The 26089-nt window shown below is 70.1% G+C and carries 27 protein-coding genes and 1 pseudogene; 16 read left to right on the plus strand and 12 right to left on the minus strand.

The features are described from left to right. The first annotated feature begins 141 nt into the window (after positions 1 to 141). The 4 genes from OHA81_RS30340 to OHA81_RS30355 all read left to right on the plus strand — a co-directional run bounded on the left by OHA81_RS30340 (position 142) and on the right by OHA81_RS30355 (position 2147). Positions 142 to 504: a transposase gene (locus OHA81_RS30340; protein WP_329201233.1), complete on the plus strand. Its 363-nt coding sequence runs from the start codon at positions 142 to 144 to the stop codon at positions 502 to 504. Positions 505 to 665: 161 nt separating this feature from the next. Continuing rightward, positions 666 to 1160, plus strand: coding sequence for a MarR family winged helix-turn-helix transcriptional regulator (locus OHA81_RS30345; protein ID WP_329201235.1), 495 nt, complete (start codon positions 666 to 668; stop codon positions 1158 to 1160). Continuing rightward, positions 1157 to 1639, plus strand: a complete 483-nt coding sequence (locus OHA81_RS30350; RefSeq protein ID WP_329201237.1) for a MarR family transcriptional regulator — start codon at positions 1157 to 1159, stop codon at positions 1637 to 1639. Before OHA81_RS30345 ends, OHA81_RS30350 begins: the two co-directional genes overlap by 4 nt. Before the next feature lie 43 nt (positions 1640 to 1682). Next, positions 1683 to 2147, plus strand: coding sequence for a hypothetical protein (locus OHA81_RS30355; RefSeq protein ID WP_329201239.1), 465 nt, complete (start codon positions 1683 to 1685; stop codon positions 2145 to 2147). 89 nt (positions 2148 to 2236) lie between these two features. Here OHA81_RS30355 and OHA81_RS30360 read toward each other — a convergent pair whose 3' ends face one another. After that, positions 2237 to 3166, minus strand: a complete 930-nt coding sequence (locus tag OHA81_RS30360; RefSeq protein ID WP_329201241.1) for an NAD-dependent epimerase/dehydratase family protein — start codon at positions 3164 to 3166, stop codon at positions 2237 to 2239. 129 nt (positions 3167 to 3295) lie between these two features. On the opposite strand from OHA81_RS30360, the gene OHA81_RS30365 reads away from it, so the two are divergent. Continuing rightward, complete coding sequence (locus OHA81_RS30365) at positions 3296 to 4240, plus strand: GlxA family transcriptional regulator (protein ID WP_329201243.1); 945 nt, start codon at positions 3296 to 3298, stop codon at positions 4238 to 4240. 576 nt (positions 4241 to 4816) lie between these two features. Here OHA81_RS30365 and OHA81_RS30370 read toward each other — a convergent pair. After that, complete coding sequence (locus OHA81_RS30370) at positions 4817 to 5665, minus strand: SDR family NAD(P)-dependent oxidoreductase (protein ID WP_329201245.1); 849 nt, start codon at positions 5663 to 5665, stop codon at positions 4817 to 4819. Between the two features lie 104 nt (positions 5666 to 5769). Between OHA81_RS30370 and OHA81_RS30375 the strand changes: the two genes are divergently transcribed. Both OHA81_RS30375 and OHA81_RS30380 read left to right on the plus strand, forming a co-directional pair. Then, on the plus strand, positions 5770 to 6381 hold the full coding sequence (locus tag OHA81_RS30375) for a CGNR zinc finger domain-containing protein (protein WP_329201247.1): 612 nt from the start codon (positions 5770 to 5772) through the stop codon (positions 6379 to 6381). 166 nt (positions 6382 to 6547) lie between these two features. After that, positions 6548 to 7750 carry a PP2C family protein-serine/threonine phosphatase gene (locus tag OHA81_RS30380; protein WP_329201249.1) on the plus strand — a complete coding sequence of 401 codons (1203 nt, stop codon included), beginning with the start codon at positions 6548 to 6550 and terminating at the stop codon, positions 7748 to 7750. Between the two features lie 38 nt (positions 7751 to 7788). Here OHA81_RS30380 and OHA81_RS30385 read toward each other — a convergent pair whose 3' ends face one another. Beyond that, on the minus strand, positions 7789 to 8274 hold the full coding sequence (locus OHA81_RS30385) for a MarR family winged helix-turn-helix transcriptional regulator (RefSeq protein WP_329201251.1): 486 nt from the start codon (positions 8272 to 8274) through the stop codon (positions 7789 to 7791). 199 nt (positions 8275 to 8473) lie between these two features. After that, on the minus strand, positions 8474 to 9646 hold the full coding sequence (locus OHA81_RS30390; protein WP_329201253.1) for a PP2C family protein-serine/threonine phosphatase: 1173 nt from the start codon (positions 9644 to 9646) through the stop codon (positions 8474 to 8476). 432 nt (positions 9647 to 10078) lie between these two features. Between OHA81_RS30390 and OHA81_RS30395 the strand changes: the two genes are divergently transcribed. Together OHA81_RS30395 and OHA81_RS30400 are read left to right on the plus strand one after the other, a co-directional pair. Beyond that, positions 10079 to 10828, plus strand: coding sequence for an aspartate/glutamate racemase family protein (locus tag OHA81_RS30395; RefSeq protein ID WP_329201254.1), 750 nt, complete (start codon positions 10079 to 10081; stop codon positions 10826 to 10828). Between the two features lie 16 nt (positions 10829 to 10844). Further along, positions 10845 to 11249 (plus strand): annotated as a pseudogene (locus tag OHA81_RS30400) (enolase C-terminal domain-like protein); the annotation flags it as partial. 90 nt (positions 11250 to 11339) lie between these two features. On the opposite strand, the gene OHA81_RS30405 reads toward OHA81_RS30400, so the two are convergent. Then, positions 11340 to 12152: an NAD(P)H-dependent oxidoreductase gene (locus OHA81_RS30405; RefSeq protein WP_329201256.1), complete on the minus strand. Its 813-nt coding sequence runs from the start codon at positions 12150 to 12152 to the stop codon at positions 11340 to 11342. 181 nt (positions 12153 to 12333) lie between these two features. Between OHA81_RS30405 and OHA81_RS30410 the strand changes: the two genes are divergently transcribed. Then, complete coding sequence (locus OHA81_RS30410) at positions 12334 to 13185, plus strand: helix-turn-helix transcriptional regulator (RefSeq protein WP_329201258.1); 852 nt, start codon at positions 12334 to 12336, stop codon at positions 13183 to 13185. Positions 13186 to 13194: 9 nt separating this feature from the next. Here the strand turns inward: OHA81_RS30410 and OHA81_RS34665 are convergent, their stop codons facing one another. The 6 genes from OHA81_RS34665 to OHA81_RS30440 form a co-directional block, all read right to left on the minus strand. Continuing rightward, positions 13195 to 13692 (minus strand): pyridoxamine 5'-phosphate oxidase family protein, encoded by a 498-nt coding sequence (locus OHA81_RS34665; protein ID WP_443056719.1) that lies wholly within the window; start codon positions 13690 to 13692, stop codon positions 13195 to 13197. Further along, the gene (locus tag OHA81_RS30420; protein ID WP_329201260.1) at positions 13676 to 14389 is read right to left on the minus strand and encodes an alpha/beta fold hydrolase; all 714 of its coding nucleotides are present in this window, start codon (positions 14387 to 14389) and stop codon (positions 13676 to 13678) included. The genes OHA81_RS34665 and OHA81_RS30420 overlap by 17 nt, the downstream gene beginning before the upstream one ends. Positions 14390 to 14418: 29 nt before the next feature. Further along, the gene (locus OHA81_RS30425; protein ID WP_329201261.1) at positions 14419 to 15315 is read right to left on the minus strand and encodes a terpene synthase family protein; all 897 of its coding nucleotides are present in this window, start codon (positions 15313 to 15315) and stop codon (positions 14419 to 14421) included. Between the two features lie 421 nt (positions 15316 to 15736). Beyond that, a complete protein-coding gene (locus tag OHA81_RS30430; RefSeq protein WP_329201263.1) occupies positions 15737 to 17122 on the minus strand; it encodes a competence protein CoiA family protein in 1386 nt (461 codons plus the stop codon). A 418-nt stretch (positions 17123 to 17540) separates the two neighbouring features. Then, entirely contained in the window at positions 17541 to 17963 is a 423-nt protein-coding gene (locus OHA81_RS30435; protein WP_329201265.1) for a hypothetical protein, read from the minus strand. Between the two features lie 126 nt (positions 17964 to 18089). Continuing rightward, complete coding sequence (locus OHA81_RS30440; protein WP_329201267.1) at positions 18090 to 18569, minus strand: nuclear transport factor 2 family protein; 480 nt, start codon at positions 18567 to 18569, stop codon at positions 18090 to 18092. A 342-nt stretch (positions 18570 to 18911) separates the two neighbouring features. Between OHA81_RS30440 and OHA81_RS30445 the strand changes: the two genes are divergently transcribed. From OHA81_RS30445 to OHA81_RS30470, 6 genes are all read left to right on the plus strand, one after another. Next, entirely contained in the window at positions 18912 to 19595 is a 684-nt protein-coding gene (locus OHA81_RS30445) for a hypothetical protein (protein ID WP_329201269.1), read from the plus strand. A 332-nt stretch (positions 19596 to 19927) separates the two neighbouring features. Further along, entirely contained in the window at positions 19928 to 20524 is a 597-nt protein-coding gene (locus OHA81_RS30450) for a hypothetical protein (protein ID WP_329201271.1), read from the plus strand. A 346-nt stretch (positions 20525 to 20870) separates the two neighbouring features. Further along, on the plus strand, positions 20871 to 22115 hold the full coding sequence (locus OHA81_RS30455) for a geranylgeranyl reductase family protein (RefSeq protein WP_329202617.1): 1245 nt from the start codon (positions 20871 to 20873) through the stop codon (positions 22113 to 22115). A 515-nt stretch (positions 22116 to 22630) separates the two neighbouring features. Beyond that, positions 22631 to 23080 carry an SRPBCC family protein gene (locus OHA81_RS30460; protein WP_329201273.1) on the plus strand — a complete coding sequence of 150 codons (450 nt, stop codon included), beginning with the start codon at positions 22631 to 22633 and terminating at the stop codon, positions 23078 to 23080. A 176-nt stretch (positions 23081 to 23256) separates the two neighbouring features. Next, positions 23257 to 23529 (plus strand): DUF3253 domain-containing protein, encoded by a 273-nt coding sequence (locus OHA81_RS30465; protein WP_329201276.1) that lies wholly within the window; start codon positions 23257 to 23259, stop codon positions 23527 to 23529. 369 nt (positions 23530 to 23898) lie between these two features. Beyond that, positions 23899 to 24258 (plus strand): hypothetical protein, encoded by a 360-nt coding sequence (locus OHA81_RS30470; RefSeq protein ID WP_329201277.1) that lies wholly within the window; start codon positions 23899 to 23901, stop codon positions 24256 to 24258. 394 nt (positions 24259 to 24652) lie between these two features. On the opposite strand, the gene OHA81_RS30475 is transcribed toward OHA81_RS30470, so the two are convergent. Then, the gene (locus tag OHA81_RS30475) at positions 24653 to 25732 is read right to left on the minus strand and encodes a MerR family transcriptional regulator (RefSeq protein ID WP_329201280.1); all 1080 of its coding nucleotides are present in this window, start codon (positions 25730 to 25732) and stop codon (positions 24653 to 24655) included. Between the last annotated feature and the right edge of the window lie 357 nt (positions 25733 to 26089).

Consider the following 26089-nt stretch of genomic DNA (forward strand, 5'->3'; position numbering starts at 1 on the left):
CCGGATTCCTCTCCGGCGTCACGAGAATACGAAACCGACTGCCCGCGGCCGCGACCGGAGGCCCGAGTCCGGCCCCTACGGAGAATCGGCGACGGTCGAAGCGACTCGTGCCCTGGGTCGCGGGCGGATCGTTCACCCGGTGTGAACGCATTCCATGACCTCGATGATCGGCAGTGGGCGGCTGTCTGCGGCTTGCTCCCGCGGTGCGGACCGGGCGGCCCGGACTACCGGAGCATTGTCAACGGCATCCTGTGGCAGCAGGACGGCGGTCGCCGCTGGCACGACCTGCCGCCGCGCTACGGACCCTGGCACCGCTGCGCGGAGCGCCTGCGCCTGTGGAGTATCGACGGGACCTGGCAGAACATCCTCACCACCCTCGCCGAGAGCGGGTACGTCGGCGAAAGCACTGCAACCGACGAAGCGGCGGAGTCCGGGGCGACGGTGACGGAAGCCGCCAGGAACCAGAACACGGCGGAGTACTGGAACCGTCCCTGGCTCGGGTAGCCCATCGAACCTCAGACGAGGGGCACCGGACCTGACGGTCGTGGTGCAGCGGTCTGGGCGTCCCGTCCCAGACCGCTGCCGTGCATCCCGAACAGACCGCCGGCGCCGACCCGCCTCCTAAATAATAGCCATGGACATAGTAGTCATGTACTCTATTTGCCATGAGCAAGGCTTCACCGGGCCCCACGCCCGGCTTCCTGGTATGGCGGCTCGCCGGCAAATGGCGCGTCGCGGTCGATCGCGCGCTGGCTCCGCTGGGCCTCACCCACGCGCAGTACGTACTGGTCGCGTCGCTGCACGGCATGCAGCGCACCGGCGAGCGGCCCAGCCAGCGCCGACTCGCCGACCACACCGGCCTGGAGGCGCTGTACGTCTCGAAGCTGGCGCGCGCCCTGGAGTCGGCCGGTCTCATCGAGCGCACACGAGACCCCCGCGACCCGCGCGCCGTGCAACTCGCCCTCACCGGGCAGGGTCAGGCCGTCACGCGGCAGGCCATCGCGGCGGTCCAGGAACTGCTTCAGCAGTTGCTGGAGCCTCTCGGCGGCCCCGACGCCCCGCGGACGCGCGCGTTCACCGACGAGCTGACGACCCTGCTCGACGCACCTCTCACCCCATCCGTGCCGATCGACGAGAGACCTCAGGGGACAACACCATGACCACCAGTGCATCCACCACCACCGCACCCGTCGCCGGCGCACGGGACCTCGCCCTGGCCCACTACGCCGCCCGCGGCGTCCTGGAGCACGTGCTGGCCCGGCACGGCATCACGTTCCAGCAGCAGGTCGCCCTCCGCGCCGCCCTCATCGCCGACGCCCCGCAGACACCGGACGATCTCGTCACCCAGGTCCAGGGCTCCCTCAAGACCGACCCGGCCGACATCCGCGCCACCCTCGACGAACTGCTGGCCAAGCAGCTGCTCGTCGCGAAGGGCGCGCACCTTTGCCCCACGGACGCGGGCAGCGAGCTCATGGCCGCCGTCGGGGCGGAGACCGCCCCCATCTCCGCCCGCATCTGGGGCGCGATACCCGCCGAGGACCTGGCCGCCGCCGCCCGGGTCCTCGCCCACGTCACCGAGCGTGCCAACGCGGAGCTGGCGGCGCTGACCGCTGACCGCCACGCCCTTCGACACGCATGACACTGCACGCACCCATCGAGCACACCGGGGACGTGGCATAGCCGTGGGCCGATTTACGGACAAGTACCTCGGCACTCGGTACCCCGACGAAAACGTCACACCGAGGCCCGCCCAAGAGCTGCGCGCGGCGCTCCTCGCGCTCAACGGACCTGACGTTCCCTTCGTCGTGCGCCACGGCACTGTGAAGGAGGGTGATCTGGTCGCGGAGTGCCGGGTGCCCGGGCTGCGCGTACGACTGTGGACCCGGATGCGCCTGGACCCGGTGAAGAGGGAGGTGAGGGCCCTCGACGAGCAAAGGGAGGGCTCGTTCGCCGAGCACACCCGCGGTCAGCGCTCCAGCGGCCCTGCCCACGCGGTGTACTGGGTCTACGAGAAACAGAAGAGCCCCGACGGACGGGAACACAGAGTCCGGACCGTCCGCTTCGCGACCAGCCAGATCAAGGACCCGCTCCGTCAGACCGTCCTCGACGCGGGCTGGACCTGGAGCGGAGTGCTCTTCCGCCTCTGACCGGCCTCCGCCGCCCCTCCGCGGCACCCTCCGCCCATGTCCGGGTGGTGTGGGGGCGGCCCGGGAGCCCCGGGCCGCCCACCGCCCCGTCAGGCCGCCAGCGCCTGACGGAGCGTTGAAGGTTTGAGGCCGAAGGTGTCGCGGATATCGCTGTCGTCCACGATGAACGGACGCTCGGACATGTAGCTCATCTCGGCGAACTCACGCCACAGTGGATCGGCGAAGGACAGCAGTGCCAAGTCCCGTTCGGTGAGTGGCTCCAACCGCGGTTCGGGCGCTCCGTGGAGTGCGGCGAGGTCAGTTGCGGCATGACGCACGGTCGTGGTGATGACCGGGGCGTGCCAGGCGCGTCCCCATGCCCGCTCATCCCGGCTGACCGCCACCAGCGCCGCTGCGACGTCCTCGGTGTAGGAAAACGAATGCGCCGCATCGGGGTTGCCGTGGACGAGAGCCAGTTCACCCTCGCGGACCCGGGGAGCGACCAGCAGGGTGAACGCGGAGACTGCGCCTGAGCCCAGGTACTGGCCGGCTCGCACTTCGGCGACCCTCAGCCGCCCTTCGTCGTTCGCCGTCTTGGCCCGCTGCCACAGTTCGGCCCTCACCCGGCCCTTTCGGGTGTGCGGGGCCATCGGGGTGCGCTCGGTGACCGGCCCGTTGGTCTGCTGGTAGCCGTAGTGATTGCCGAGCATCACGTAGTCGGCCCCGGCCCGCTCGGTCGCGTCGAGAATCGAGGCGAACAACGGTGGCATGGTCTCCGGCCAGCTCTGATACGCGGTCATGGCGGCGTTGAAGACCGTGGCCGCTCCGGCCAGAGCCTCGGCCAGCTCATCAGTGCGCCCCGCGTCCAGGGCGACCCGTTCGATGGCGGGGTGGTCAGGACCGCTGCCGCTGCGGGTGATGAGGCGGACCCGCTCACCGCTTTCTGCCAGCTGCCTGGCGGTCGCGACCCCGGTCGCGCCAGCCCCGATGACGACTGATCCACCCACGACTGATCCACCCATGGTCTCGTCTCCGTTCACCTTCAAAAGTGGAACGCTTCCCCGAAGGGGAAACGCGGTTAACGGAGGGCCCGTCCGCACGCCCCACTCTGCCGCGCGGACGCGGGGTAGGTTACTGGCCCGAAAGCCACGACCCCCAAGGATCCAGCCATGCATCGTGTCGCCGTCCTGGCCGTTCCGGCGGTCAAACCCTTCGACCTGTCCATGCCGTCCACGCTGCTCGGCTCCGTCGAAGTCGACGGACGCCCCGGCTACGAGGTGACGGTGTGCACCGCCACGCCCGGCGTGATCGCCGCCTCCGGCGGCATCGAGGTGGTGGTACGGCACGGCCTCGGGGCGGTCGCGGCAGCGGACACGGTGATCGTCCCCTCGACCGCCAGCCGGCACGACGCCGAGCCGGCCGCACTGGACGCCTTGCGGGAGGCGGCCGCCGCGGGCAAGCGCGTTGCCTCGATCTGCAGCGGCGCCTTCGTCCTCGCCCAAGCCGGACTCCTCCACGGCCGTGTCGCCACCACCCACTGGGTCCTGGCCGAGGAAATGCAGCGCACCTTCCCGTCCGTGCGCCTGGACGCCGACCGGCTGTTCGCCGAGGACGGAGCGGTCATCACCGGTGCGGGCTCGGCCGCCGGAATCGACCTGTGCCTGCACCTGATCCGGTCCGACTACGGCGCGGCCGTGGCCAACGCGGCGGCCCGCGCCGCCGTCGTCACCCCCGTGCGTCACGGCGGGCAGGCACAGTTCGTACAGACCCCGCTCCCGGCCCAGACCGACTCCTCCTTGGACGCGGCCCGCATCTGGGCACTACAGCACCTGGACCAGCCGATCCCCCTGCGCGACCTGGCCGCTCAAGCCAAGGTCAGTATGCGGACCCTGACCCGCCGCTTCACCGCCGAGACGGGTGTGACCCCGTTCCAATGGCTGCTCCAGCAGAGGCTCCTGCGGGCCCGCGAACTGCTGGAGACCACCGATCTCACCGTCGACCAGGTGGCCGGCCGCAGTGGCCTCGGCTCCGGCGAGTCGCTCCGCCAGCACCTGAGCCGCCAGATCGGCATGACCCCGGCCGTCTACCGCAACGCCTTCCACGCCCGAGAGTGAAGACGAGGCTCGTCCGCCGAGCCGGGAAACCCGTTGGACCCCGCTGATGGGGGCGCGTCGTAGGGTTCGCGACGCGGAGACACGCTCGGCGGAGAGGGACGGTGGATGGCGGGACCGTACGAGATCTGGCAGCGGGCAGAGGGATCGCGCAGGATCGACGTCTTGTCGGGCTTCATCGCGATGTGCCCAGCGTGGGACAACGACGCTCGACGCCATCTCGCACAACTCCGCCTTCGGCCATAGCCCCGGTGGGGAAGTGCTGAACGACTTGCAGCTCGGGCAGCCGGTTCCTAAGTGCTTGCGGCACCTCTCGTGCGATTGTTCGTGACCGCCCTGTTCGGGCCGGGGCGTCGGGGTAGCCAGTGAGCCTCCGTCAACATGACCTTGCCGGTCAAAGGGCTGGTGTGACCGGTTCTCGGGGTGTTCGGCCTGGGCGTGGGCAAGGGTCCGCGGAGAAATTCCTCTGTCAGCCAGGCGCTTGTCCAAGCCGAGCGGCGCGCCCCTGCACCGCGCGGGCGGATCCCGTCGCCGAGGGGGCCTCGGCCGTAAATGCCGAGGCCCGTGTGGGAATCGTGCTCACCTGTCGACGGCGTCGGTCACGCGATTCCAGTCGTCCAAGTCTGCGGTGCGGGCCTCCAGGGCGGTGCGCATGCCGGTGGCGCTGGAGGTGCCGAGGGCCAGGCGCAGCGGGGGGTTGGGGCTGTCGACCGCAGTGCGGATGCCTTCGGCGATCCGGGCCGCGCAGGAGAACGCCGAGGCGGGCATCTCTCCGATGCCCTTCTGGACCTCGCGGACGGTCAGGTCGTAGTCGTCGAGGCCGGCTGCGACGTCGAGGTTGGACAGGAAGGGGGTGGCGGTCATTCCGGGCTGGATGATCGTGACTTTGATGCCGAGCGGTGCGACCTCGGCCACCAGGGCGTCCGACAGTCCCTCGACCGCGTACTTGGTCGCGGCCAGCAGTCCCACGCCGGGGTGGGCGGACTGCCCGTAGACCGACGAGCCCTGGAGGATGTGTCCGGACCGCTGGGAGCGGAGTACCGGCAGCGTCGCGCGCAGCACGTTGAGCACGCCGAAGACGTTGGTGTCGAACACGGCGCGGACTTGCGTGTCGGAGGCCTCCTCGACGGCTCCGAAGAGTCCGTAGCCGGCGTTGTTGGCCACCACGTCGATGCGGCCGAACCGCGAGAGCGTACGTTCCACCGCTTCCTGCACGGCTTGCTCGTCACGTACGTCTGCCCGGATGAGGAGCAGGCTGTCGCCGTGCGCTTCGGTCAGTTCGTCCAGTGAAGCGGTGTCGCGGGCGAGGGCGGAGACGACGTCGCCGTTCTCCAGTGCCTGGAGGGTCAGTTCGCGGCCGATGCCGGACGTCGCGCCGGTGATGAGCCATGTGCGGGGGCTGGTCTGCTGGTTCGGTGATCCGTTCATGTTGCGACCGTAAACTGTTAGCTCATAACGCGTCAAGCGGGTCGATGCTGCATGTTGTGTGTGAGGCGACTTAGCGCCTCTTCTCGCTCAGGTACGATGGGCGGATGAGCAGTGCTGCAGCCGGATCTGCGAAACCCAGCCCGCGCGCCGTCATGCCGGTGGTGGAGACCGTCCTCGCGTTCGTGAACACGCGCGCGAACGGTGGCGGCCAGCGGGAGCTGTTCGCGGACGGGCCCTCCTTCGCGGCGTGGCTCGCGGAGCACGACGAATTCGGCGGCGATGCCATGGCGACCGATGCCGATGCCGCAGCCGCACGGGAGCTGCGTGACGCCCTGGTGACCCTGCTGCTCGCGCACTCGGGCGATGAGGAGAGCCTGGGCGAGCCGCTCCGGCACGCCGAGCAACACCTGCGGCGCGCAGGTGCGCTCTACCCGCTGGCGACGGTGGTCACAGCCAGTGGTGTCGAGCTGGCGTCGCCGCAGACAGGGGTGCCGCGTGTGCTCGGGACCGTACTGGCCGCAGTGACGACCTTCGCGCAGACCGGCGAGTGGGGACGCGTGAAGGCGTGCCGCAACCCTCCGTGCCATTTCGGGTTCTTCGACCGCACGCGCAACGGCTCAGGGCTTTACTGCAGTACCGGCTGCGGCTCCCAGGTATCCATGCGCAACTACCGCCAACGGCAGCGCCGGGGGAGCGAGGCCCCTCCCGAGGCGTGAGCCCGCGGCTCCGCGGCCGGCCCCCTCCCCTGCACACCGCGACACCCGGCTCCGACACCGACGGATCACGCATGTCGGTGCCGACGGGTGGAAGACTCGAAGAGAGACCGCCGCCGCTTGCTGTGCCGCCCGTGCACTGATCGTGCGGGTGAGGGGAGAAGAGGCCATGAGCGACCATTCCGGAGTTTGGCTGGGGGCCGCGGAGAGGGCGTTGCGGGCGGCGCCCCCTACCGCTCTGCCGGCTGCGGCGGAGGAACTGCTCATCCGGTACATGGGTGCGAGGGCCGTCACGTTGCTGCTGGCCGACTACAGCCTCACCGCGTTGCAGCCCGTCACCCGACTCCCTCATACCGGAGAAGCGGTCCTGGTGCGCGACGGACTGCCGGCGGCCCGGGCCTTCGCCGCCGGCGCGCCCGTCGTCGAGGTCGTCGACGAGCCGGGCCTGGTCGTGGTCCACCTCCCGGTCACCGTACGCGGTGACCGTATCGGGGTGCTGTCGGTACGGCTGCCCGAGCCGGGGCAGGGGGCGTCGGCGGTGTTGGAGATGGCCGACTTCGCCACAGCCCTCGGACACGAACTGGTCGTGGCCGACCGCAACACCGACCTCTACCTGCAGGGGCGACGCCGCAGACGGCTGACCCTGGCAGCGGAAATGCAGTGGCAGCTGCTGCCCGGGAGGGGTTTCGAGGTGGCCGAATACACGCTGGGCGGCCACTTGGAGCCCGCCTACGCGATCGGTGGTGACAACTTCGACTGGAGCGCCACCGACGACACCCTAAACATCACGGTCACGGACGGACAGGGTCACGGGATCGACGCGGCCCTGCTGACCAACCTCACGATCAACGCGCTGCGCAACGCACGACGCGCCGAGATCTCGCTGGAAGACCAGGCGTGCCTGGCCGACCAGGCGGTCTACGCGGAATACGGCGGCAAGCGTTACGCGCCGTCCCTGCTGCTGCACTTCGATCTGGAAACCGGCCGGGCGCACGGCATCGATGCCGGCTCGCCCCAGCTCTTCCGGTTGCGCGACGACATCGTGGAACGGGTGGAGTTCCAGCCCGAGGCCCCGCTGGGCATGTTCGAGGAGACCGATTACCACCAGCAGCCGTTCCAGGTACTGCCCGGTGACAGGCTGGTCGTCGTCAGCAGCGGGGTACACGGTTCGTCCGCACAAGGGGCGGGGAGTCACGCCTTCGGTGAGCACGCCCTGCGCGAGACCATCGCCGCCACCCGTACGGCCTCCCCGCACGAGACGGCGCGGGCCGTCGTCGACGGCCTCGTTCAGCACCGCCACGGTGCCGAGCTGTCGCAGGACGCGGCCGTGGTGTGTCTGGACTGGCGGGGCCGCACGCGTACCCTGCCGTGACGGCGCTGGGCCTGCTCACCCGGGGGCAGGGTGTCCGGTCAGCGGTCGGCCGTGTCGCCGTCCGGAGGGTGGGCGGCGCGGGTGTAGGCGCGCAGGCCGGCGAGAAGCGCTTCCCGTTCCTCGTTCGACATGCGCTGCAGAACAGCACGCAGATCCGCTGCCCGCAGTTCGGACAGCAGGTGCAAGGAGTCCCCACCGTCGCGGGTGAGGAACAGGCCGATCTCCCTGCGGTCGGTGGCGGCACGCTCCCGGCGGAGAAAACCCGCGGCTTCGAGCCGGTCACACAACCTGCTCCCGGCCGGGACCGAGACACCGACCATGTCCGCGAGCCGGGAGAGGTTCACCCCCGGGCAGCGCCGTACGGCCAGCAGGGCGCGTACCTGCAAGGCCGAAAGGCGGGGAGGAGTGTTCTGACCTGCGCGGGTCCAGCAGTCCACCAACGCCTCGGCGGCGTCGGCGACCTCACGGGATGCCTCGTGCAGAGGATCGTCGGACGATCCCGCGCGGTCCATCGTGGCGGTCACTCTCCATGAGCAGGTGCAATGGCCCCCAAAGGTGCCGCCAAGCGCGGCTCCTCTGCGCGGGATGTTCCGCGTCTGCCCTCTCTGACGAGAATATCCCCGCCCGGACGGACGTCTTCGCTCCGTCGCCACGGTGATCCAGCCGGACGGACCAGGCAGATGGGCTAACCGGTCATGCCGGCGCCACCCGTCGTCGTGGTCGTCAGGCGAGCGCGGACCGGCCGAACCAGTCCATGCACATCACCAGCGCGTCGTCGTCCGCGTCCGCGTCGCGGTACGCCGCCAGCTCCTGCAGGATGCCGCTGGGGACCGCGGCGGCCGGCAGCAGACCGGTGGCCTGGATGGCCCGCGCGAGCGCCCGCTCGCTGTATGCCTCGCCGGCCGCGGAGGCGGTCGCGTACACGCCGTCGCTGACGAAGACCAGTCGGTCGCCGGGGAGCGCATGGAAATCCTGGGCGACGTAGGGCGTCTCCTCGAACATGCCGAGCGGGAACTGCGACTCGAACTCGACGCGCTCGACCGTTCGGTCCCGGTAGCGCCACAACTGGGGCGAGCCCGCATCGACCACGTGCCCCCGTCCGGTGGCCACATCGAGCGAGATCAGGAGGGTGGAGACGTACTCCCTCCCCTGGTAGCGGCTGTAGATCGCCTGATCCGCGAGCGCCGCCTGGTCGGCGATGTCGATCCCCGCACGGCGCGCGTTGCGCAGGGCGTTGACCGCCAGATTGGTCAGCAGTGCGGCATCGATACCCTCGCCCATCCCATTGGTGACGGTAAGCGTGAGGGTCTCCGCCGTGGAGGACCAGTCGAAGTTGTCGCCGTGGATGTCGTAGGCGGGTTCCAGCTGCGCGCCGATCGCGAACTCGGGGCGGGCGCAGGAGCGGGCGGGCAGCAGTTGCCACTGCATCTCCGCCGCCAAGGTCAGGCGGTTTGCGCGCCGGGCCTGCAGGTAGACGTCCGTATCGCGCTCGGCGACGACGATCTCGTGGCCGAGCAGCTCCGCGACGTCCCGCAGCTGTGCCACGGTTTCCGGGGTGCAGGCGGCCTCGGGAAGGCGCACGGTCAAGATCCCGAGGCGGTCGCCCCTCACCGTGACGGGCAGGTGCAGATCCACGGCGCCGTCCTGCACGGCGTACTGCCCGTACGGTTCCTGGCTGCCGAAGGCCCGCCCCTCCGGGGTCGTGCGGACGGACAGCGGCGTCGCGGTGTGCGGGAGGGACGTCACCGGCTGCAGGACCGTCAGGCCGTAGTCGGCCATCAGCAGCTCGACTCCCCGCGCGCCGAAGTGCTCCACCAGCGCCGCACGGAGTCTGTGCAAGAGGTCATGGGGTGCCGCGGTGCGCAGCGCGCGCTCCACAGCCGGCAGATTCGTCATGACAGGACATCCTTCAATGCAAAACGGACCGATCGAACGGGGCCGCAGTGACGCCTCGGGTGCAGCGCCGCATCGAAGGGCCCGGCGTTCGGAGTGACGCCGAGCCGCCCCGAAGCCCGCTTGCGGCAAGCCGGTACTCAGATGCCTAAAAGGTTGTCATGCGACAACTATCCACTCTACCTCTCCGAAGCAGGAAAAGTTCCCCGCCCGAAAACAGGGGCAACGCAACCCGTTGGCCGTCCGCCCCAATGCCGGCTGTGTTTTTTGGAGCCCGGCACGACCTCTTGGCGAGACCTGCGGACAAGGATCGGCGGCGAACCCCGAACCGAACCCCGAAAGGTCGTGGCCCATGCAAGCCCTCGGACATCGACCGACGGGCGCCGAGGGCGCCCGGTCGTACGGTCTCGTCCTGCCATGCGAGGGAGCCCGGCGATGAGACGGCCCCGGCCGCGCCCCTCGCTCGGCATCCTGGGCGGCATGGGGCCTTCGGCGACCGCTGACTTCTACCGCCGGTTCGTGGAGCGCACGCCGGCCGGCTCCGACCAGGCGCATCTGCCCGTCGTCATGTGGGCCGATACCGCCGTCCCCGACCGGACCGAGGCGCTGCTCGGAGGACAGGGGCCGTCCCCCCTCCCGGCCCTCGTGGAAGGCGCCCGCTGGCTCCAGCGTGCGGGAGTGAGCTGCATAGCCGTTCCCTGCAACACCGCGCACGCCTACGTCGAGCAGCTGTCGAAGGCGACCGGTACCGAGGTCCTCGACATGATCGGGGCCGCGCTCGAGGTGGCGGCGCGCCGAACGCCGGGGCTGGAGCGGGTGGGCGTCCTGGCGACGCGGGGTACGCGGCTGACCGGGCTGTACGAGCGGGCCGGCGTTCGGCTGGGGCTCGACGTGGTGCAGGTGACCGACGGCGTGCAGGAGAGGTACGTGGACGCGGCGATCCGCGCGGTCAAGGGCGGCGCGGACCCCGCCGCGCCCGAGCGCTGGATCGCCACGGCCGCCGAGAGCCTCAAGGAGCAGGGCGCGCAGGCCGCGATCGCCGCGTGTACGGAGATTCCTCTGATCAGCGGGGCGGCCGCTCGTGTGCTCCCGCTGGTCGACTCGACCGACGCCCTCGCCGAAGCCGCCGTTGCCCGTCTGTGGCAACCCGCCCAAGTCGTTCGTGCCCGGGGACGAAGAGGCTGACGTACCCTCGTCCCACCCAATCTGCCTGGACGAGTCCATCGAGTCCGCCGCCGACGCCGCCGCGGCCATCTCGCTGGGCGCCTGCTCGGTCATCAACATCAAGCCGGCCCGGGTCGGCGGCTATCTCGAAGCGCGCCGCATCCACGACATCGCTCGCGCCCACGGCGTCCCCGTCTGGTGCGGCGGCATGCTCGAGACGGGTATCGGCCGCGCCGCCAACGTCGCGCTCGCCTCCCTGCCCGGCTTCACCCTGCCGGGCGACACGTCCGGCTCCCACCGCTACTTCGCGACGGACGTCACCGAGCCGTTCGTCCTCGCCGACGGGCACCTCGACGTACCCACCGGCCCCGGCCTCGGCGTCGAACCCTTGCCCCACGTCCTCGAAGAAGTCACCACTTCCACCGAATGGATAGCGCTGTAGGCGCCGCCGCAGCGACACGGACCGGGGCTCCCCGGAGAGCAGGACACGAGGGAGCCCAGGCGCGCGCACGCTCGACGCCGACCCGGCCGCTCACCGGTTCGTTGACCGGTTCGTTGACCGGTTCGTTGACCGGACGTGCAGCCCGAAGCCCGTGCGGCCGGCGGGCTCGAGGCCCTCCTTCAGGTGGAGGGAGGGGATTTCGTAGTCACCGAAGTTCTGCGGGCGGAACGCGATCGGTTCGGTCGACTCCAGGCTGAGCAAACGCTGCTTCCAGGCCTTGGCGATGTCCGGGTACTGCTCGTCGGTGATCCGGTCGGTGCCGTACAGGACGAACGGGGGCAGGACCTCGATGCCGGGGTAGTAGAGGATGCCGTGGTGGATCGGGAACAGCAGGTCGTCAATGGGCCCGTTGATCCCGCGGGCGGAGTAGTGGGACTGCGGGCCGCCGGCCGTCACCGACAGCAGGGCCCTACGGCCGGCGAGGGTTCCCTCGCCGAAGCGCTCGCCGTACTTGGTGTCGCTGTGCTCGCCGACGCCGTACGCGAAATGGAACGTGAACACCCGGTCCACCCAGCCCTTGAGGATCGCGGGCATCGTGTACCACCACAGCGGGAACTGGAAGATGATCGTGTCGGCCCAGAGCAGCTTCTCCTGTTCGGCACGGACGTCCGGGGTGAGCGTCCCGGCGTCGAAGGCGTGGCCCGAATCCCGTGCGACGCGAAGCGGATTCGAGGCGTGGGGACCGTAGTCCGAGGCGTCCACGACCGCCTTCCAGTTCATCGCGTACAGGTCACTCACCCGCACCTCGTGCCCGGCGTTCTCCAGTGTGGAGACCGCGAGGTCCTTCAGCGAATTGTTGAGCGACTGCGGCTCGGGGTGGGCGTAGACGATCAGCGTCTTCATGGGAACTCCTTCGAATCGGGTGCCTTCACCGGACGGCTTCGCGCTGGATGGCTTCGCGTCGGATGGCTTCGATTCTGGGGAGCGCGGCGTGCGGTGTTCAGGGGCGCCGTATCCGTCGGACCGGACTTCCTGGTAACGGCAGTACCACCTTCCCGGGCGGCGCCGAGGCCATACTGGGGGCATGGACGATCTTGCGGGCTTCCTGCGGACCCGGCGTTCCCGGGTCGAACCGGCGGACGTCGGCATCCCCACCGACAGCCGACGACGGGTGGCGGGGCTGCGCCGCGAGGAGGTCGCGCACCTCTCCGGAGTCAGCGTGGACTACTACGTGCGCCTGGAGCAGGGCCGCGCGACCCAGCCCTCCGAGCAGGTCCTCGACGCGCTCGCCCGCGTCCTCGGCCTCGACGAGACCGAGCGCGGGCACCTGACGCGGCTCGCCCGGCAGCGGCGCCGACGCGCGAAGGCGCCGGGCGGGCGGGTCCGGCCGGAACTGCTGCGCGTGCTCGAACTGGTCGTCGACGCACCCGCGCTGATCGTGGACCACCGCCTGGACGTGGTCGCCGGGAACCGCCTCGCCCAGCTCCTCTACGGCCGGCCGCTGCCCGGCCTGAACACCGCCCGCCACATCTTCCTCGAAGAGGCCGAGCGAGGCCTCTACGCGGAGTGGGAGAAATGCACCCTCGACGTGGTCGGGCACCTGCGCCTGGCCGCCGGGAAGTACCCCGACGATCCCCGCCTGGCCTCGCTCATCGGTGAGCTGGCGATGGGCTGCGAACGGTTCCGTCGCCTGTGGGCGCGTGCGGACGTGCGGGCCCGTACGCACGGGTGCAAGGCCTACCGGCACCCGCTGGTGGGCCTGCTGGAACTGCACCAGGAGAACTTCGCGCTGCCGGACGAGTCGGGAATGGAGCTGATAGTGCTCTCCGCGGCGGCCGGCAGCCCCGCTGAGGACGGCCTGCGGCTGCTCGCAGGACTGGGCGCGGGGGACAACGCGGACGTGCCTCCGGTGGCCAAGGCTCGCCTCGGCGGGTAGCGAGCGAGCCTAGGCCCGATTTCGGTTGCGCGCCTTTTGGCGCCCCGCCGTAGTGGAGAACAGCACCGTGTCTCCGTCCCGCGCGATCCAGACCACCGAGGTCTGCGGCCCGCCGTCCCTATTCAGCGTCGCGACGGTGGCGAAGTTCCTTCCTGGGGCGGTCGACGCCGAACCAGCAGGCCAGCACGTCGTGAGTGGCACCGTCGCCGGGGGATCCGCTGCACCATCCCGGACAAAACCGACCAAGCGTGTCACCGCAAGCAGCGTGGCTCTCGCGGTGGTCGGCCGTCGAAGTTCGACCTGGTCGACTACCGCGAGCGCCACGCGGTCGAGTGCGGGGTCAACCGCCTCAAGAGGCACCGTGCCGTCGCCACGCGACACCACAAACCAGCGGTCCGCTATGAGGAGACCGTCCCCATAGCGGCTATCGACGGGCTGTGACCAGCGCACATGGGGCGCGTCCAGAAGGAACCCGGAGCGTGGAGATCTGTCACTCCACGGCGTCATCGAGGAGAATCTGTGCCAGCTCGCGCGGCTGGGAGAACATCGGCCAATGCCCGGTGTCCATCTTGATCAGCCGCCAGTGCTCGCTGTCCAATAGCTCGGCTACGTCTTTGTCGGGCTCGGCATCCTCGGGCTCGGCCCCCGGGAGCACGCACAGGATGTAAGTCGCCGGAAGTTCACTGAGCGGCCTCGCCAGCACGGCGGGCTCGGTCAGCGTGGCGCCTGGGTGAGGCGTCGAGCCGCGGACGAGGCGTGCGATCTGCTCATCAGTGAGACCCTCGCCATCGTAGTGAGAAGCTGGCGCGAGCGGCCAGAACCCTCCGTTTTCGGCGATCGACGCCTTTACCGCCGCTCCGCCGTCCGGCCAGGCGGAGACGAACGACTCGCCGTCAGTTGGAACATTGGAGTCCACGAATACCGCGCGGGCCAGCCGGTCCCCGATCCGCTCCGCGGCCTGACCGACCGGAATGCCCGAGTAGCTGTGACCCACCAGGACTACGTCACGCAGGCCCTGGCGTTCCACCTCGGCAACGATGTCCTGGACGTGAGTCGCTTGCCCCGCCGGGACATCCTGCTTGTCAGCAAGGCCGGACAGTGTCAACGGGTAAACGCCGTGGCCAGCCGCACGCAGATACGGCGCCACCTCGTCCCACGCCCACGCCCCGAGCCGTGCACCTGCAACCAGCACGAAATTCACCATGCTCGTACCGTAGCCGAGCGATACGCGCCCTACTTCGCGGGCGTGGGGTGAGGGCTGGGTTGGGTGGCGTAGCGGTGTGAGGTACGGAAGTAGGCGAGGTTCCCGGCCATGCACTCGGCAAGGCCGCGTGCCCAGCGACGTTCCAGGGCGGCTTGTGCCGGCAGTGCCCGGCAGGCGTCCGTGAAGGCTTGCAGGTGTTGGTGGACGCGCACGGCGGTGACGTCGGCGGCTTCTTGCCAGGTCATGCCGTAGTGGTGGCGCAGGACCGTGGGCAGGTTGTGCAGCTCGCCGCGAGCGTGTTCCTTGTGGGCCGAGTAAAGGTCATTGGTGAAAGTGGTGGCGTCGGTGATCGACTCCATCAGCGACCGGTATACCGGGGTGCCGATGAAGGACGGAGGGAGTTCCTCCTCGTTGGCGTACTCGATGAGGTCGTAGAACCACACCAAGGCGGAGGTGAGACGCCGCAACGGCACGTACTCGGCTTCGGTGGGAACGGCGCCCGCTTGGCGGTGGCGGGCTACATCGTGGTTGGAGGCGGTCCAGTCCTTCAGATTGCGGATAAAGCGTTCGCCCCAGGCGGGGGACATGTCGGCAGTGATGCGTTCGAGGAAGTCGGGTGCGGGAATGGGGGCGGTGGCCTCGACACGGGCGGCATGGTCATCGCGGTCGTCAGCCAGGAACATCCATGCGAAGAGGGCCGCGAGGTTGACCAGACGCGGCAGGGACGCGCGGGGGTAAACCCAGGCCGAAGCGCGCAACAGATCGTCCACCGTGGTGCGCTGCTCCTCCTCGGCAGTGAGGAAGGTGCCATGGGCGGCGCACAGGGCGTGGGCCGCGGCGATGGACGCATCGGCGTGAGGGTTGGGCCTGGGCTCGATCGGCGCCCGGATGGCGGGAACCGCGAACAACGGTACGGGTTCGGGCAACGGTACGGGTTCGGTTTCACCGCGGGCCACCGGGCGATCCGCCTGGACGGCCGGCTCACCGGCTCCGTGCGGGACCGCGACTGTTGACTCGGCGGCGGAGGCGTCCGGGGGCTGTTTCTGCATTCTTCACCAGGCTCTCTGTGTGGAGCAGCACGCTGTGCGACACGACGACGCACACCTGCCCCGGCGGCGGGGACCTTGATGCCCGCCAACCAGAGGGCTGCCACATCGAATCAACCCGCCTGGTACCGGGGGTGCCAGGCGCGAAGAGGGCGCACAAGGATCAAGGCGAAGCACGGGCAGCACGGATGGCAGAACCCCGTGCCACCTGCACTGCACTGCACTGCACCGCATCCGTGCAGCCGACTGTGCCCGCGTCGTCCGGTGCCGTTCGCCGCGCGGAGTCCCGGGCCGGGCCCGGCTACCGGGGGTTCGGGAGCTCCAGGTCCCTGATCCTCCACGGCGGGAGTCCGGCACCGATCAGAGCCTGGGCCTCTTCGGCGTTACGGACGAAGATCCGTTGGAACGCGAGCTGCGGCGAGAGAACGGCGAGAGCCGGGCACGGACGAACGATGCCGTACAGCCCGCCGCCGTGCATGGGCACGCCGTACGCGAAGGCCGGCACCCCGGCACGGGCACGGGGGTTACTCAGCGGCACGCCGTCCTCCTCGGCCTCCTCGATGACCGCGGCGAACAACTCCTCGACCTGAGCGGGTGAGAGGCGGACCCACCAGGCAGCCGCGATCCCCTCCGCGTTCCGTCCCAACTCAGCCCGGCGAGCCTGCTCGGCCTCGTCGCGGGCGCGCCGCTGTTCCTCCGCCGCGCGGCGCAGCCGCGCAGCCTCCTGCCGCAGCACCCTGGCACACTCTGCCTGGCCCTCGCGAGCCCGCCGCCCTCGTTCGACCACCTCAGCCCGGCGGCGCCGGTTGTCAGCCGCGCGCTCCTCCCGCTTGCGCGCCGCTTCCGCTGCCCGCTTCTGCCGCTCCGCTTCGCGGGCCTGTGCCTCTGCCTCGCGCTGGAGCCGCATCTGCTCGTGTTCCACCTGCGCCTGCGCCGACTTCCGGGAGGTCCACCACAGGTCTCGGACGTAGGTCTGGTACTCGTCCTCCACGGTCCGTGACACCCTGCGGTAGGCGGGCAGGGTTCGGCGCGTGATGACGGAGCCCCGGAGCACCCACGCCACGAAGTGGGGGAGCGGCTCCTCTCGGAACTCCCACCGGCCGGCGGCCGCATTGAATCCGGCGAGCCCGTCGTCCACGGTCCAGGGGTCCGGACCGAGCGGCGGGCGAACGCGTATGGACGGGACCTCGCCCATCCACACGGGCGTGCGCGCGTGAGGCGAGACCCAGCAGACGTCGATGCCGTGGGCGCGGTAGCGATCCGTTCGCGCCCGGATGTCGTCTACGGTGATCGGGGAAAGCTGAGCTTCCCACGCCATGCGTCGTGCGCCGTCCGGGGAAGTCGCCATCACGTCCGCGCGCCACGTCCTGTCTTGCGCCGGCACTTCGAGTTCGGCGTGCCAGCCGGCGGCGCGGATCGCTGCGGCCATCTCCAATTTCAGCATGTGGTGTTCCCACGACTCCTCGGCCATCGTGCATTCCGGCGGCCGGCCCGCGTCGTGGGCGAAGATGCGCAAGCGTCGGGGGCGCGGGGTGTGTTTGGCGTGGACGCCCCACCCACACTCGGGACAGGTCAAGCCGGGGCGCGGTCGGGCGCGGTAGATGTCGGACCAGGCCAGGCCGCCACCGAGGTCGGGCTGTGAGGCGTCAAGGCGCCCCGCCTCGGGGTGCAGCGCTGTGAAAGCCATGCAAGCTCCAAGAGATCCCGCGATCGCGTGATGCTTTCGATCGTTTCAAGCCTTATGCAGTGAGTATTGAGCCACAACCCCTCGCATTTGATGGGTAGATGAGTCGATATTATGGATTGTCCGGGCCTCAGGATCCGATGCTGCATCCCTCACAGCTCTCCAGCGGATCGCTCTCCCGGACTACCCCATGTGGACGGGCAGTGACGAGTCCCCGGTCCGCTGGTTCTCCGCGCCAGGACTTCTCTTGCGGCAGGACGGGCTGACGGCCGAGAGCTGGCTGCACGTCCGAGGGAAGACGCCGGCCCACCTCTCGGCTGCCTGCACCGCCGTCCCGGGACGGTGGGCCCAGTGGCAGGGAACCGAACCGAACAGGGTCGGCCGACTTCCCTTCTGAGCGGCGTTTCGCCGTTTTCGGCTGTCAGTTGAAGGCGTCGAGGGCGTCCAGCCAGGAGCCTGCGTCGTCAGCGGGGCGGGCCCGCATCGGGCGCGGGTCGGGGTAGGTCTCCGCTGCGGACCTCGCGCGGACGATGTCGGGCCCGCCGCACGCCGCGACCGCGAAGGCGCCGAAGACCTTGGCGAACGCGGCCGGGTCACGGAACTCCACGCCGAACGCCCGGCCGTCCTGCAGCGGCACCCACACCACCCGGTCGAGCCGCATCCACTCCGACACCGGCTGGTCGTCCGCGGTCGACCGCCCCTCCAGCCACAGCCGCGCCACGTGCAGCAGGTTCACCTCTTTCATCGGCAGCCGCTTGCGCCGCACCCGCAGTTCACGCGCCGTCAGCTCGACGCGCTGGTCCTTCTTCGGGTGCCAGGCGACCCGATCCCGAACGGCACCCACAGCAGGATCCCGGTCATCGTCATGCCCCCACGCTATCCGCCGCCCCGCAGCTCACCGTAGGCGCCGTCTTCTCCGGGACGCACCCGTTACTGACCCGCAGACACCCCACGACCCGGGTCGGTACGCCTACTCCGCGGAGGCCGCGGTCAAGTCCTCCGGAAGCCGGGGCGGGGTGCCCTGGGTCCACACCACTCGCAGTGCCGAGGCGGAGATCCGCCAGCCGTCGGCGGTCCTGGCCAGTTCCGTCTCGGTATGACCGGCGGAGACGAAGACACCGCCGGGGTCATCGGCCAGGACGTGGGTGCTCAACTGGGCGCCGCGGACGGTCGCCCGGTCACCGTCCACCTCGACGACGTTGTTGCTGCCCATGTGAACGGTCCGGTCGAACAGTGCCATTCCCCGCCGGATATGGGTCAGCAGGGCAGCGCGACCATGGACGGTGCCGATGAACATATCCGCGGTGACGTCCTCGGTGTGGAAGGCGCGCGCCCACGCTTCGTCGAAGACCCTGTCGTCCAGCGAACGCAGGTAGCGGTCCATCAGATCGGTGATCTCCGCGCGGTCGGTCAGGGCCCGCAGTTGCCGCTGCATTTCGTTGGTATCCATGCCGGAAGTCTCCTACCTCAAGCGAACTTGAGGTCAAGGTGTGCCCGCCGCGCCCGGCGCCGCCCTGCCCGGCGCCGGGCGAAGGCCGCTCCGGGGGTGGTACCGGGTGCCCGTCGTGGTCCGGTCGGTATCGGGAACCACGTCGCAGTCCACGGCTCGGGGGCCGGGTCGGGCAGAGAAGGAACCGCAGCAGCGCGAATCGCCGCAGGCCTGCCACCGGCCGGAGACCGGGCACGCAGCCGCTCCTCGTTTCCACTCCTGCTCGGCCATACCGGTAGCTCTCCGCATGCAACGGGGCCTCGCGGGCACCGGGTGAGGCGGTCGAGCGAGAGGAGGCCGGCGGTGGGGCAAGAGGCCGTATTCGACGAAGGTCGGGTCGCCGCGCGGCTGCGGGTGTCGAGGGCGGCGTTCCGGTGGGCGGTCCACATCGGGGCGGTGCCTCCGGCCGATGCAGGGCCCGTGGTGTGGTCGCGGGCCTCGGTGGAGTCGATGGACGGCGAAGCGATCCGCGGTCGGCTGCCGTACGCGTTGTCCGGGGCGGAAGCCGCCGACCGGCTCGCCCAGGCCTTGGGTACGCCGAACCCGCCTGAGGGGCCGGCCAGGGTGAGCGTGGCGACCGTGCGGGAGATGGCGGCGGCCGGGTACCTAGCCGATCTGTCCGACGATCCGAACCGGCCGCTGTTGCACCCCGATCAGGTGAGGGACCTGGCCCGGCGCCCCGACCTGGACCGCCTGATCTCCGAATCCACCCCACTGGGCCCGGACCAGTGCGCCGCCCGCCTCCGGGTGCGCCGAACGGACTTCGACCACCTGGTACGGCTCGGCTGGATCACCTGCGCACAGGAGGTGAAGGTGAAGTTCGGCGCGGCCCGAGGCGGCACCGTACGGGTTCGGCTCTACCGTGGCGCGGACGTCGACCGTATTCCGGCCGAACACCCGGAGGTGGACTGGCCGGCCGTACGCGCTCTCGGCAAGGGCCAACGCTCCCCGCTGGCCGGACCGACTCCGGGCAGGTCACCCGGCTGACCGGCGTCGGCACGTCCGCCGTACCTCTGCGGTGGTCCTGCCTAGACCGCACCCCGTCAGTCCGTGCCCAGGGAGCGATGACGGCTGGGGCAATCCGGCTGTCGTCGGCACCCCGCCTGCGCGACACGGACAGGGCCCTGAGCGCCAGGAGCTCGATGGACCGCTCTTCCGCTTCCCTCCGCGGTTGACGGTCGCAGGCGGAGGCCGGAAAGGTTGCCGGTGTCTGCTCCGTTCGCACCAGCCCGGTGGCGATGACCCGCCCGGTGAATGACGGTGGCCAGGGCGCCGGCCGCTTCGCCGGTGTTTCTTCCGCATGGGCAAGGGAGCCGTTCATGTCCGATCGTCACACGATGCTGCGCAGCCTCCACGACGTGGGTCTCGCCGTCTGGTTCGGGGGATCGCTGATGGGTGCGGTGGGCCTGAACGGCGCCGCGCGCGAAGAGGGCGGCACCTGGGCCACTTCGGCGAGGATCGCAAGCGCCGGTTGGGCGAAGTGGACGCCCGTAAACGCCGCCGCGATCGCCGCGCACCTGTTCGGCTCGGGCGGCCTGCTCGCCGCGAACGCGCCGCGAGTCGCGACCCAGCAGGGGGTCGCCGCGTCGACGCTCGCCAAGACCGTCCTGACGGGCGCCGCCCTCGTGGCAACCGCCCACAGCCGCATCCTGGGCAAGAAGATCGAACTGGCCGGGTCCACCAATTCGCAGGACGCCGAAAAGGCGGCCAAGCACCCCATCGACACCGACAGGGCGCAGCGGCACCTGGCGTGCCTGCAGTGGGTCGTACCCGCCCTGACGGGCGGCCTGGTCATCCTCAACGCCCTGCACGGCGAGCAGCAGCGTCCCACCGAGCAGCTCCACGGCATGTGGCAGCGCGCGCGCACCCTCGCGCCGCACGTGCCCGCCGCAGCCAACTGGCACCTCACGCACTGACCTCCGGCCGCGACGAGCCACACCACGTCCCATTACCGCACGTCCCACCACCGCACGTCCCACCAGCGCGCGCCCCACCAGGCCTCGCCCCGCCGGGACTCGCCCCGCCCCGTCTCGTACCGCCCCGTCGCCCCCGGCGGGGGCGACGACGGCCGGGCGGTACGCGCGCCACACCCGGGGACAACTCGTCGGCCCCCTCGGGCCTGTCTCACGGACCGGCCCGCACGGGAGACGGCATAGTGATGGGGTGACCGCCGAACGTGATGACGCGCGCGACGACCGCCCCTCCGAGGGCAACAGCCTTGCACCGCAGGATGACGGCGTAGGTGACGAGGAGGCGCAGGTCATCGTGGTGGGTGCCGGACCGGCCGGTTCCGCCGCCGCCCTCCACTTGGCCCGCGCCGGCGTAGACGTACTCCTGCTGGAGAAGGGGGCTTTTCCTCGGGAGAAGGTGTGCGGCGACGGACTGACGCCGCGCGGAGTGGCCCAGCTGGTGAGGATGGGTGTCGACATCGACGCACCGGGCTGGATGCGCAACCGCGGAATGCGGTGGGTCTGCGAAGGACACCAGGCCGACCTGGACTGGCCGCGGCTCGGTAGCCTCCCCGACTTCGGGCTCACCCGTAGCCGACACGACTTCGACGACCTGCTCGCCGCGCACGCCCGTACCGCCGGAGCGCGCCTGCGCACCCGGGTGAAGGTCACGGCACCGCTGACCGACCGGGCGGGAAACGTCACGGGAGTGACCGCGACCCGCGGGCCGGACCGCGAGCCGGTCCGTTACCGGGCGCCGATCGTCGTGGCGGCCGACGGCGCGTCGGCGAGGACCGCGCTGGCCCTCGGGCTCGAACGTGACACGAGCCGGCCGGTCGCCGCAGCGGCCCGCCGCTACTACCGCAGCCCGGCCCGGACCAACGATCCGTATCTGGAGCTGTGGGCCGACCTGCGTTGTCCGCGCACCGGGCTGGACCTGCCCGGATACGGCTGGGTGTTCCCGCTCGGCGACGGGCGCGTCAACGTCGGCCTCGGCGCATTGCCGCAGCGACGGCGCCGTCCGGTGGAACTGAGGGCGGCCCTGGACAACTGGCTACCGCGCCTGCCCGCCGAGTGGGGGGTGCGGGAGGAGAACGCGGAATCGCCCCTGCGCAGCGCCCCCCTGCCGATGGGGTTGAACCGGCGCCCCCAATACCGTCGGGGACTGCTCCTGGTCGGAGACAGCGCGGGCATGATCAGCCCGTGGAGTGGCGAGGGGATCGCCCAGGCGATGGAGGCCGCGGAGGTTGCCGCCGAAACCATCGCCTTGGCGCTGGCCAGACCGGAGGGGCCGCGTCGTGAACACGCGCTGGGGCAATACCCCGCCGAGATCCACCGCCGCTGGGGGCGGTACTACCGGCTGGGCAACCTCGCCGGTGATCTCCTCTTCGCCCGGTACGGCTACCGGCCGCTCCTGCACCCCCGCGTCATGGCCTCGCCCCCGCTGTTGCGCTACCTGGCCCGCCTCCTCACCCACGTCACCGACGAACCGGCCCACGACAGCGTCGACGCCGTCCTCCACACCCTGTTGCGCCTCGTACCGTCCGTACGACGGTGAGACCGGCGGGGTCGGGCAGACCGTCGAGGGGGCGGCCCGCGCGGTGAACGACCTGTCCGCGCGGGGCACGGACCGTCATCCGCGCCCCGCGCGGTGAACGACCTGTCCGCGCGGGGCGCGGATGACGGTCCGTGCCCGGAGACCACCCCGCGCCCCATCGCGCGTACGGCAGGGCGCCCGATCCGGCCCGATCCGGCCGATCCGGCCCACCCCGGCCCACCCCGGCCCGGATCGGCCGATCCGGCCCACCCCGGCCCACCCCGGCCCGGATCGGCCGATCCGGCCGATCCGGCCGATCCGGCCGATCCGGCCGATCCGGCCGATCCGGCCGATCCGGCCGATCCGGGCCGGGGTGGGCCGGGGTGGGCCGGTTGCCGGGGACACGCCAGGCGTATCGACCTCGGGCGGGTGGTGTCGCCGAAGGGTGGAGGGGCGGGCACGCCGGGCGGGGGAGGGATGGCTCGCGCCCGCCGGCCACCGTCGGCGGTGCCCCCAGTCGTGGAAGGACTTCTCCGATGTCGCAGGTGAAGGAAACGATCGAGGTTGGCGTGCCGGTGACGACGGCCTACAACCAGTGGACGCAGTTCGAGTCGTTCCCGCAGTTCATGGACGGCGTGGAGCGGATCGAGCAGCGCACGCAGACGCTCACGCACTGGGTGACGAAGGTCGCGGGAGTGAAACGCGAGTTCGATGCGGAGATCACGGAGCAGGTTCCGGACCAGAAGGTCGCCTGGGTGACCGTGGGCGGCGAGACCGAGCAGTCGGGGCTGGTCACCTTCCGCCCGATCGACCCGGCCCATACCGAGGTGACCCTGATGATGGACTTCGACCCCGACGGCATGGCGGAGAGCATCGGCGACAAGCTGGGCTTCGTCGACCGGCAGGTCAAGGGCGACCTGAAGCGCTTCAAGCACTTCATCGAGGACCGGGGCACCGAGACCGGCGCCTGGCGCGGCGGAGTCTGACCAACCTGCCCCCATCCCCGCCGTGCCCGGTGCCGTGCGTGAGCCCGGGCATGGCGTTGGTGAGGTAGGCGCGCCCCTCAGGCGCCGCGCCCCTCAGGGTTTCGGCATATCGGCCCGAGGCGGTCGCGCCGGCCCGCTGTCGGCGTACCGGACATCAGCGGTGCGACACTGGCGGAGTGACGGACAGCGACCGGCAGACCGACCGACGCCTGGAACGGGTCATCCTGCAGCTGCTGGATCGTCGCGGTCCGACCGCGACGATCTGTCCCTCCGACGCCGCGCGGGCGGTGTACGACGGGGACGACGACGGCTGGCGCGCCCTCATGGAACCGGTCCGACGTGCCGCCCGGCGGCTCGTGGAGTCGGGTGAGGTGGAGATCACCCAGGGCGGCCGCCCGGTGGAGCCGACGAAGACCCGCGGTCCGATCCGTATCCGCCGCGCCCGCTGACACGGCAACGGCACCGCGACGTCCGCACAGTCCGCGGCCCATTTCCCGAGCGCGGGGCGATGCGCGCGTCCGAGGAGTGAGCACGGCCGGACGAAGACAGCCGCCGACCGCGCATTTCAAAGCAGGGCCGCCCACCACCCCGAACGGGCACCACGTCGTCCTCGATGACCGCCACTGGCGTACCACCGATCCTCCCGGTCTCCGACCTCCGCTTCATCTGGCCGAGGTGTTCGGACTACACGAGACGCCGAGCAGCAGCGCCATCGCAAGAGATGTCGTCAGCGCGGCCTGTGACGCTCTCGTTGCGGGAATTGATAGCCCGGGACTTCGGGTGTTGGCAGTCGGACACGCGCCGAAGCGGACTACGACGTGTACGACTTGCTCCCCGTGGCGCTCGATGAACTCGACCTCATCGTCCATACGGTTGCCAGCGAGGCGCTCCACGAAGCCGCCGCACGAGTGCTGGCCCGCCGTATGCTGGCCGGTGAGCTGGCACCTTGGGAGCTGACTTTCCGAATTCACCAGCTCCACGGACATGAACTGCCCCTGACCAAACGGCTTGCCGAGCTGGACGCCGAATACGCCATCCTCGAAGACGACGACAGAGCAGTAGCTCAGGTCAATGCCAAGGTCATGAATGAGGCCCGCCGCCTCGCTGGCCGCCCCCACACTTCAACCGAACCCACGGACACCGAACTGATACCTATATCGTCTGGGCCCCAAGCGTGAACAGCACCTGGTCCCTCATGGCCGGGCCGGGTCAACCGGCCGCTGCTGCCACACTTCTGGGGAGAGGGGCTGCTGGAGCGGGCGTTCGTCTCGGGCGCGCCGGAGCTGTGCCTGCTGCGACTGTGAGCAGGGCGAGGCGAGGGCCTGACGTAGGGCGTCTCCGGTTGAGTGGAACAGGTGGCGGTCGGTGTCCCGCTCAACCGGAGACAGTGCTTTGGTTCACCCGCGGAGCCAATCCAGCAGGCGTCGTGGAGCCGGTAGCAAGTACTGACCCTCATGGGTGGTGGAGCAGACTCGGCTCTCCTGACTTGCTGAGCGAGACGGTATTCGTCCGCCTCGCGGATGAGTTGATAAGAGCGGATATGGTGCAACTCGAAGTGCATGCCGCTCGCTCCTACTGCTGGATCTCCATGACGTCGGCGACCACGCAGCTGACGTTGTCAGGGCCGCCAGAGTCATTGGCAATGGCGATGAGTTCGTGGACAGCCTGCTCCGGCTCACTGGTCTGGGAGATCACGCGATGGATCTCGTCGATCGGTACGACGGTCGACAGACCGTCGGAGCAGAGCAGGTAGCGGTCTCCCTTCTGAGCGTCGTGCAGGCGCACATCGGGGGTGCTGTCGGCTCCATGGCCGAGAGCACGTACCAGCAGTGACCGCTGGGGGTGGGAGGCGGCTTCTTCCAGGCTGAGGCGTCCCTCGTCGACCATCGACTGCACCATGGTGTGGTCGTGCGTGATCTGGAACAGCTCTCCGTCACGCAGCAGGTAGACGCGGGAATCGCCGATGTGCACAAGGGCCAACTGCGAGCCGGTCCAGAGCATCGCGGTGAGCGTGGTCCCGGCCTCATCGGCGGAAAAGCCGGCCCCCGAGACACCGTGCACCGCCAGTTTGGCCCGTCCTATCGCGTCGTCGAGGACATTGAGGAGACTGCCAGCCGGGATGCTGTGGGTTTCGAGGTGCTTGAGCGCGTCGATGGCGGCCGCGCTGGCGGGGGCTCCTTGGCCGCCGAAGCCGTCGGCGACGGCGAGGAGACGGGACCCCGCGTAGGCGGTGTCCTGGTTTCTCTCGCGAACCAGGCCGGTGTCGGAAAGAGCGGCGTAGCGGATACTCAAGGGCTTGGCGGTCGGGGGCATGTCAGGGTCCTTCCAGGAGAGGTGGTCGATGAGGAAGGTGGCCAGGTTCCGCCGTGCGGCGGTATCGGCTTCGACCTGGGACCAGAACACGCGGATCTCTTCGGCTGCCGGCCCTGCCTCCATCGTGCAGACCTGCTGAATGCGGGCGAGAGGCATTCCCAGCCGTCGGAGCCAGGCGACCAGCCGGGCTTGATCCAGTTGCTCCGGTGCGTAGAGGCGGTAGCCGGTCACCGGATCGACGCGCGCAGGAGTCAGCAGGCCGAGCTCGTCGTAAAGACGCAGCGCCTTCGGTGACAGCCGGGACGCCTTCGCGAACGTCCCGATGGTCAGCAACTCCATGCTCGTTCCTCCTCAAGCCAGGCACGTCGCCTGGCTCCCCTGATGCTGTGGGCTCCCCCAGGGTGAAGGTCAACCAGGGCTTCTCCCGGCCCGTCCGATGGTCTCCGATTCGTACGCCGGCAACTCAGCGATACGCGATCAAGATCCGCAAGGTAGCTCCCGCAACGGCGCTGCCGTCGAACACGGTTGGCCAAGCTGCTGCGGCCTGGCGGAAGGCCAAGTGGTGACCTCGCTTAAGGACCTTCCCCATGCCGGTAGCTGTCTGGCGGTCCGGCGGCCCGGTTCAGGAGGTGAGGTGGCAGGATGAGCGGTGTCCGACTCTCCGCATGAATCGTGGTTGCGCGGCATCGCCTTCAA

Origin of the sequence: Streptomyces sp. NBC_00667 (assembly GCF_036226825.1) — a bacterium.
Classification (GTDB): domain Bacteria; phylum Actinomycetota; class Actinomycetes; order Streptomycetales; family Streptomycetaceae; genus Streptomyces.

Coding starts and splice junctions, on each gene's coding strand:
- OHA81_RS30440 (WP_329201267.1), bottom strand. CDS start 18,569: ATGGATACCAACGAAATGCAGCGGCAACTGCGGGCCCTGACCGACCGC.
- OHA81_RS30410 (WP_329201258.1), top strand. CDS start 12,334: ATGGACGATCTTGCGGGCTTCCTGCGGACCCGGCGTTCCCGGGTCGAA.
- OHA81_RS30365 (WP_329201243.1), top strand. CDS start 3,296: ATGCATCGTGTCGCCGTCCTGGCCGTTCCGGCGGTCAAACCCTTCGAC.
- OHA81_RS30475 (WP_329201280.1), bottom strand. CDS start 25,732: ATGGAGTTGCTGACCATCGGGACGTTCGCGAAGGCGTCCCGGCTGTCA.
- OHA81_RS30395 (WP_329201254.1), top strand. CDS start 10,079: ATGAGACGGCCCCGGCCGCGCCCCTCGCTCGGCATCCTGGGCGGCATG.
- OHA81_RS30420 (WP_329201260.1), bottom strand. CDS start 14,389: ATGGTGAATTTCGTGCTGGTTGCAGGTGCACGGCTCGGGGCGTGGGCG.
- OHA81_RS30370 (WP_329201245.1), bottom strand. CDS start 5,665: ATGAACGGATCACCGAACCAGCAGACCAGCCCCCGCACATGGCTCATC.
- OHA81_RS30380 (WP_329201249.1), top strand. CDS start 6,548: ATGAGCGACCATTCCGGAGTTTGGCTGGGGGCCGCGGAGAGGGCGTTG.
- OHA81_RS30460 (WP_329201273.1), top strand. CDS start 22,631: ATGTCGCAGGTGAAGGAAACGATCGAGGTTGGCGTGCCGGTGACGACG.
- OHA81_RS30450 (WP_329201271.1), top strand. CDS start 19,928: ATGTCCGATCGTCACACGATGCTGCGCAGCCTCCACGACGTGGGTCTC.
- OHA81_RS34665 (WP_443056719.1), bottom strand. CDS start 13,692: ATGACGCCGTGGAGTGACAGATCTCCACGCTCCGGGTTCCTTCTGGAC.
- OHA81_RS30350 (WP_329201237.1), top strand. CDS start 1,157: ATGACCACCAGTGCATCCACCACCACCGCACCCGTCGCCGGCGCACGG.
- OHA81_RS30405 (WP_329201256.1), bottom strand. CDS start 12,152: ATGAAGACGCTGATCGTCTACGCCCACCCCGAGCCGCAGTCGCTCAAC.
- OHA81_RS30375 (WP_329201247.1), top strand. CDS start 5,770: ATGAGCAGTGCTGCAGCCGGATCTGCGAAACCCAGCCCGCGCGCCGTC.
- OHA81_RS30390 (WP_329201253.1), bottom strand. CDS start 9,646: ATGACGAATCTGCCGGCTGTGGAGCGCGCGCTGCGCACCGCGGCACCC.
- OHA81_RS30430 (WP_329201263.1), bottom strand. CDS start 17,122: ATGGCTTTCACAGCGCTGCACCCCGAGGCGGGGCGCCTTGACGCCTCA.
- OHA81_RS30345 (WP_329201235.1), top strand. CDS start 666: ATGAGCAAGGCTTCACCGGGCCCCACGCCCGGCTTCCTGGTATGGCGG.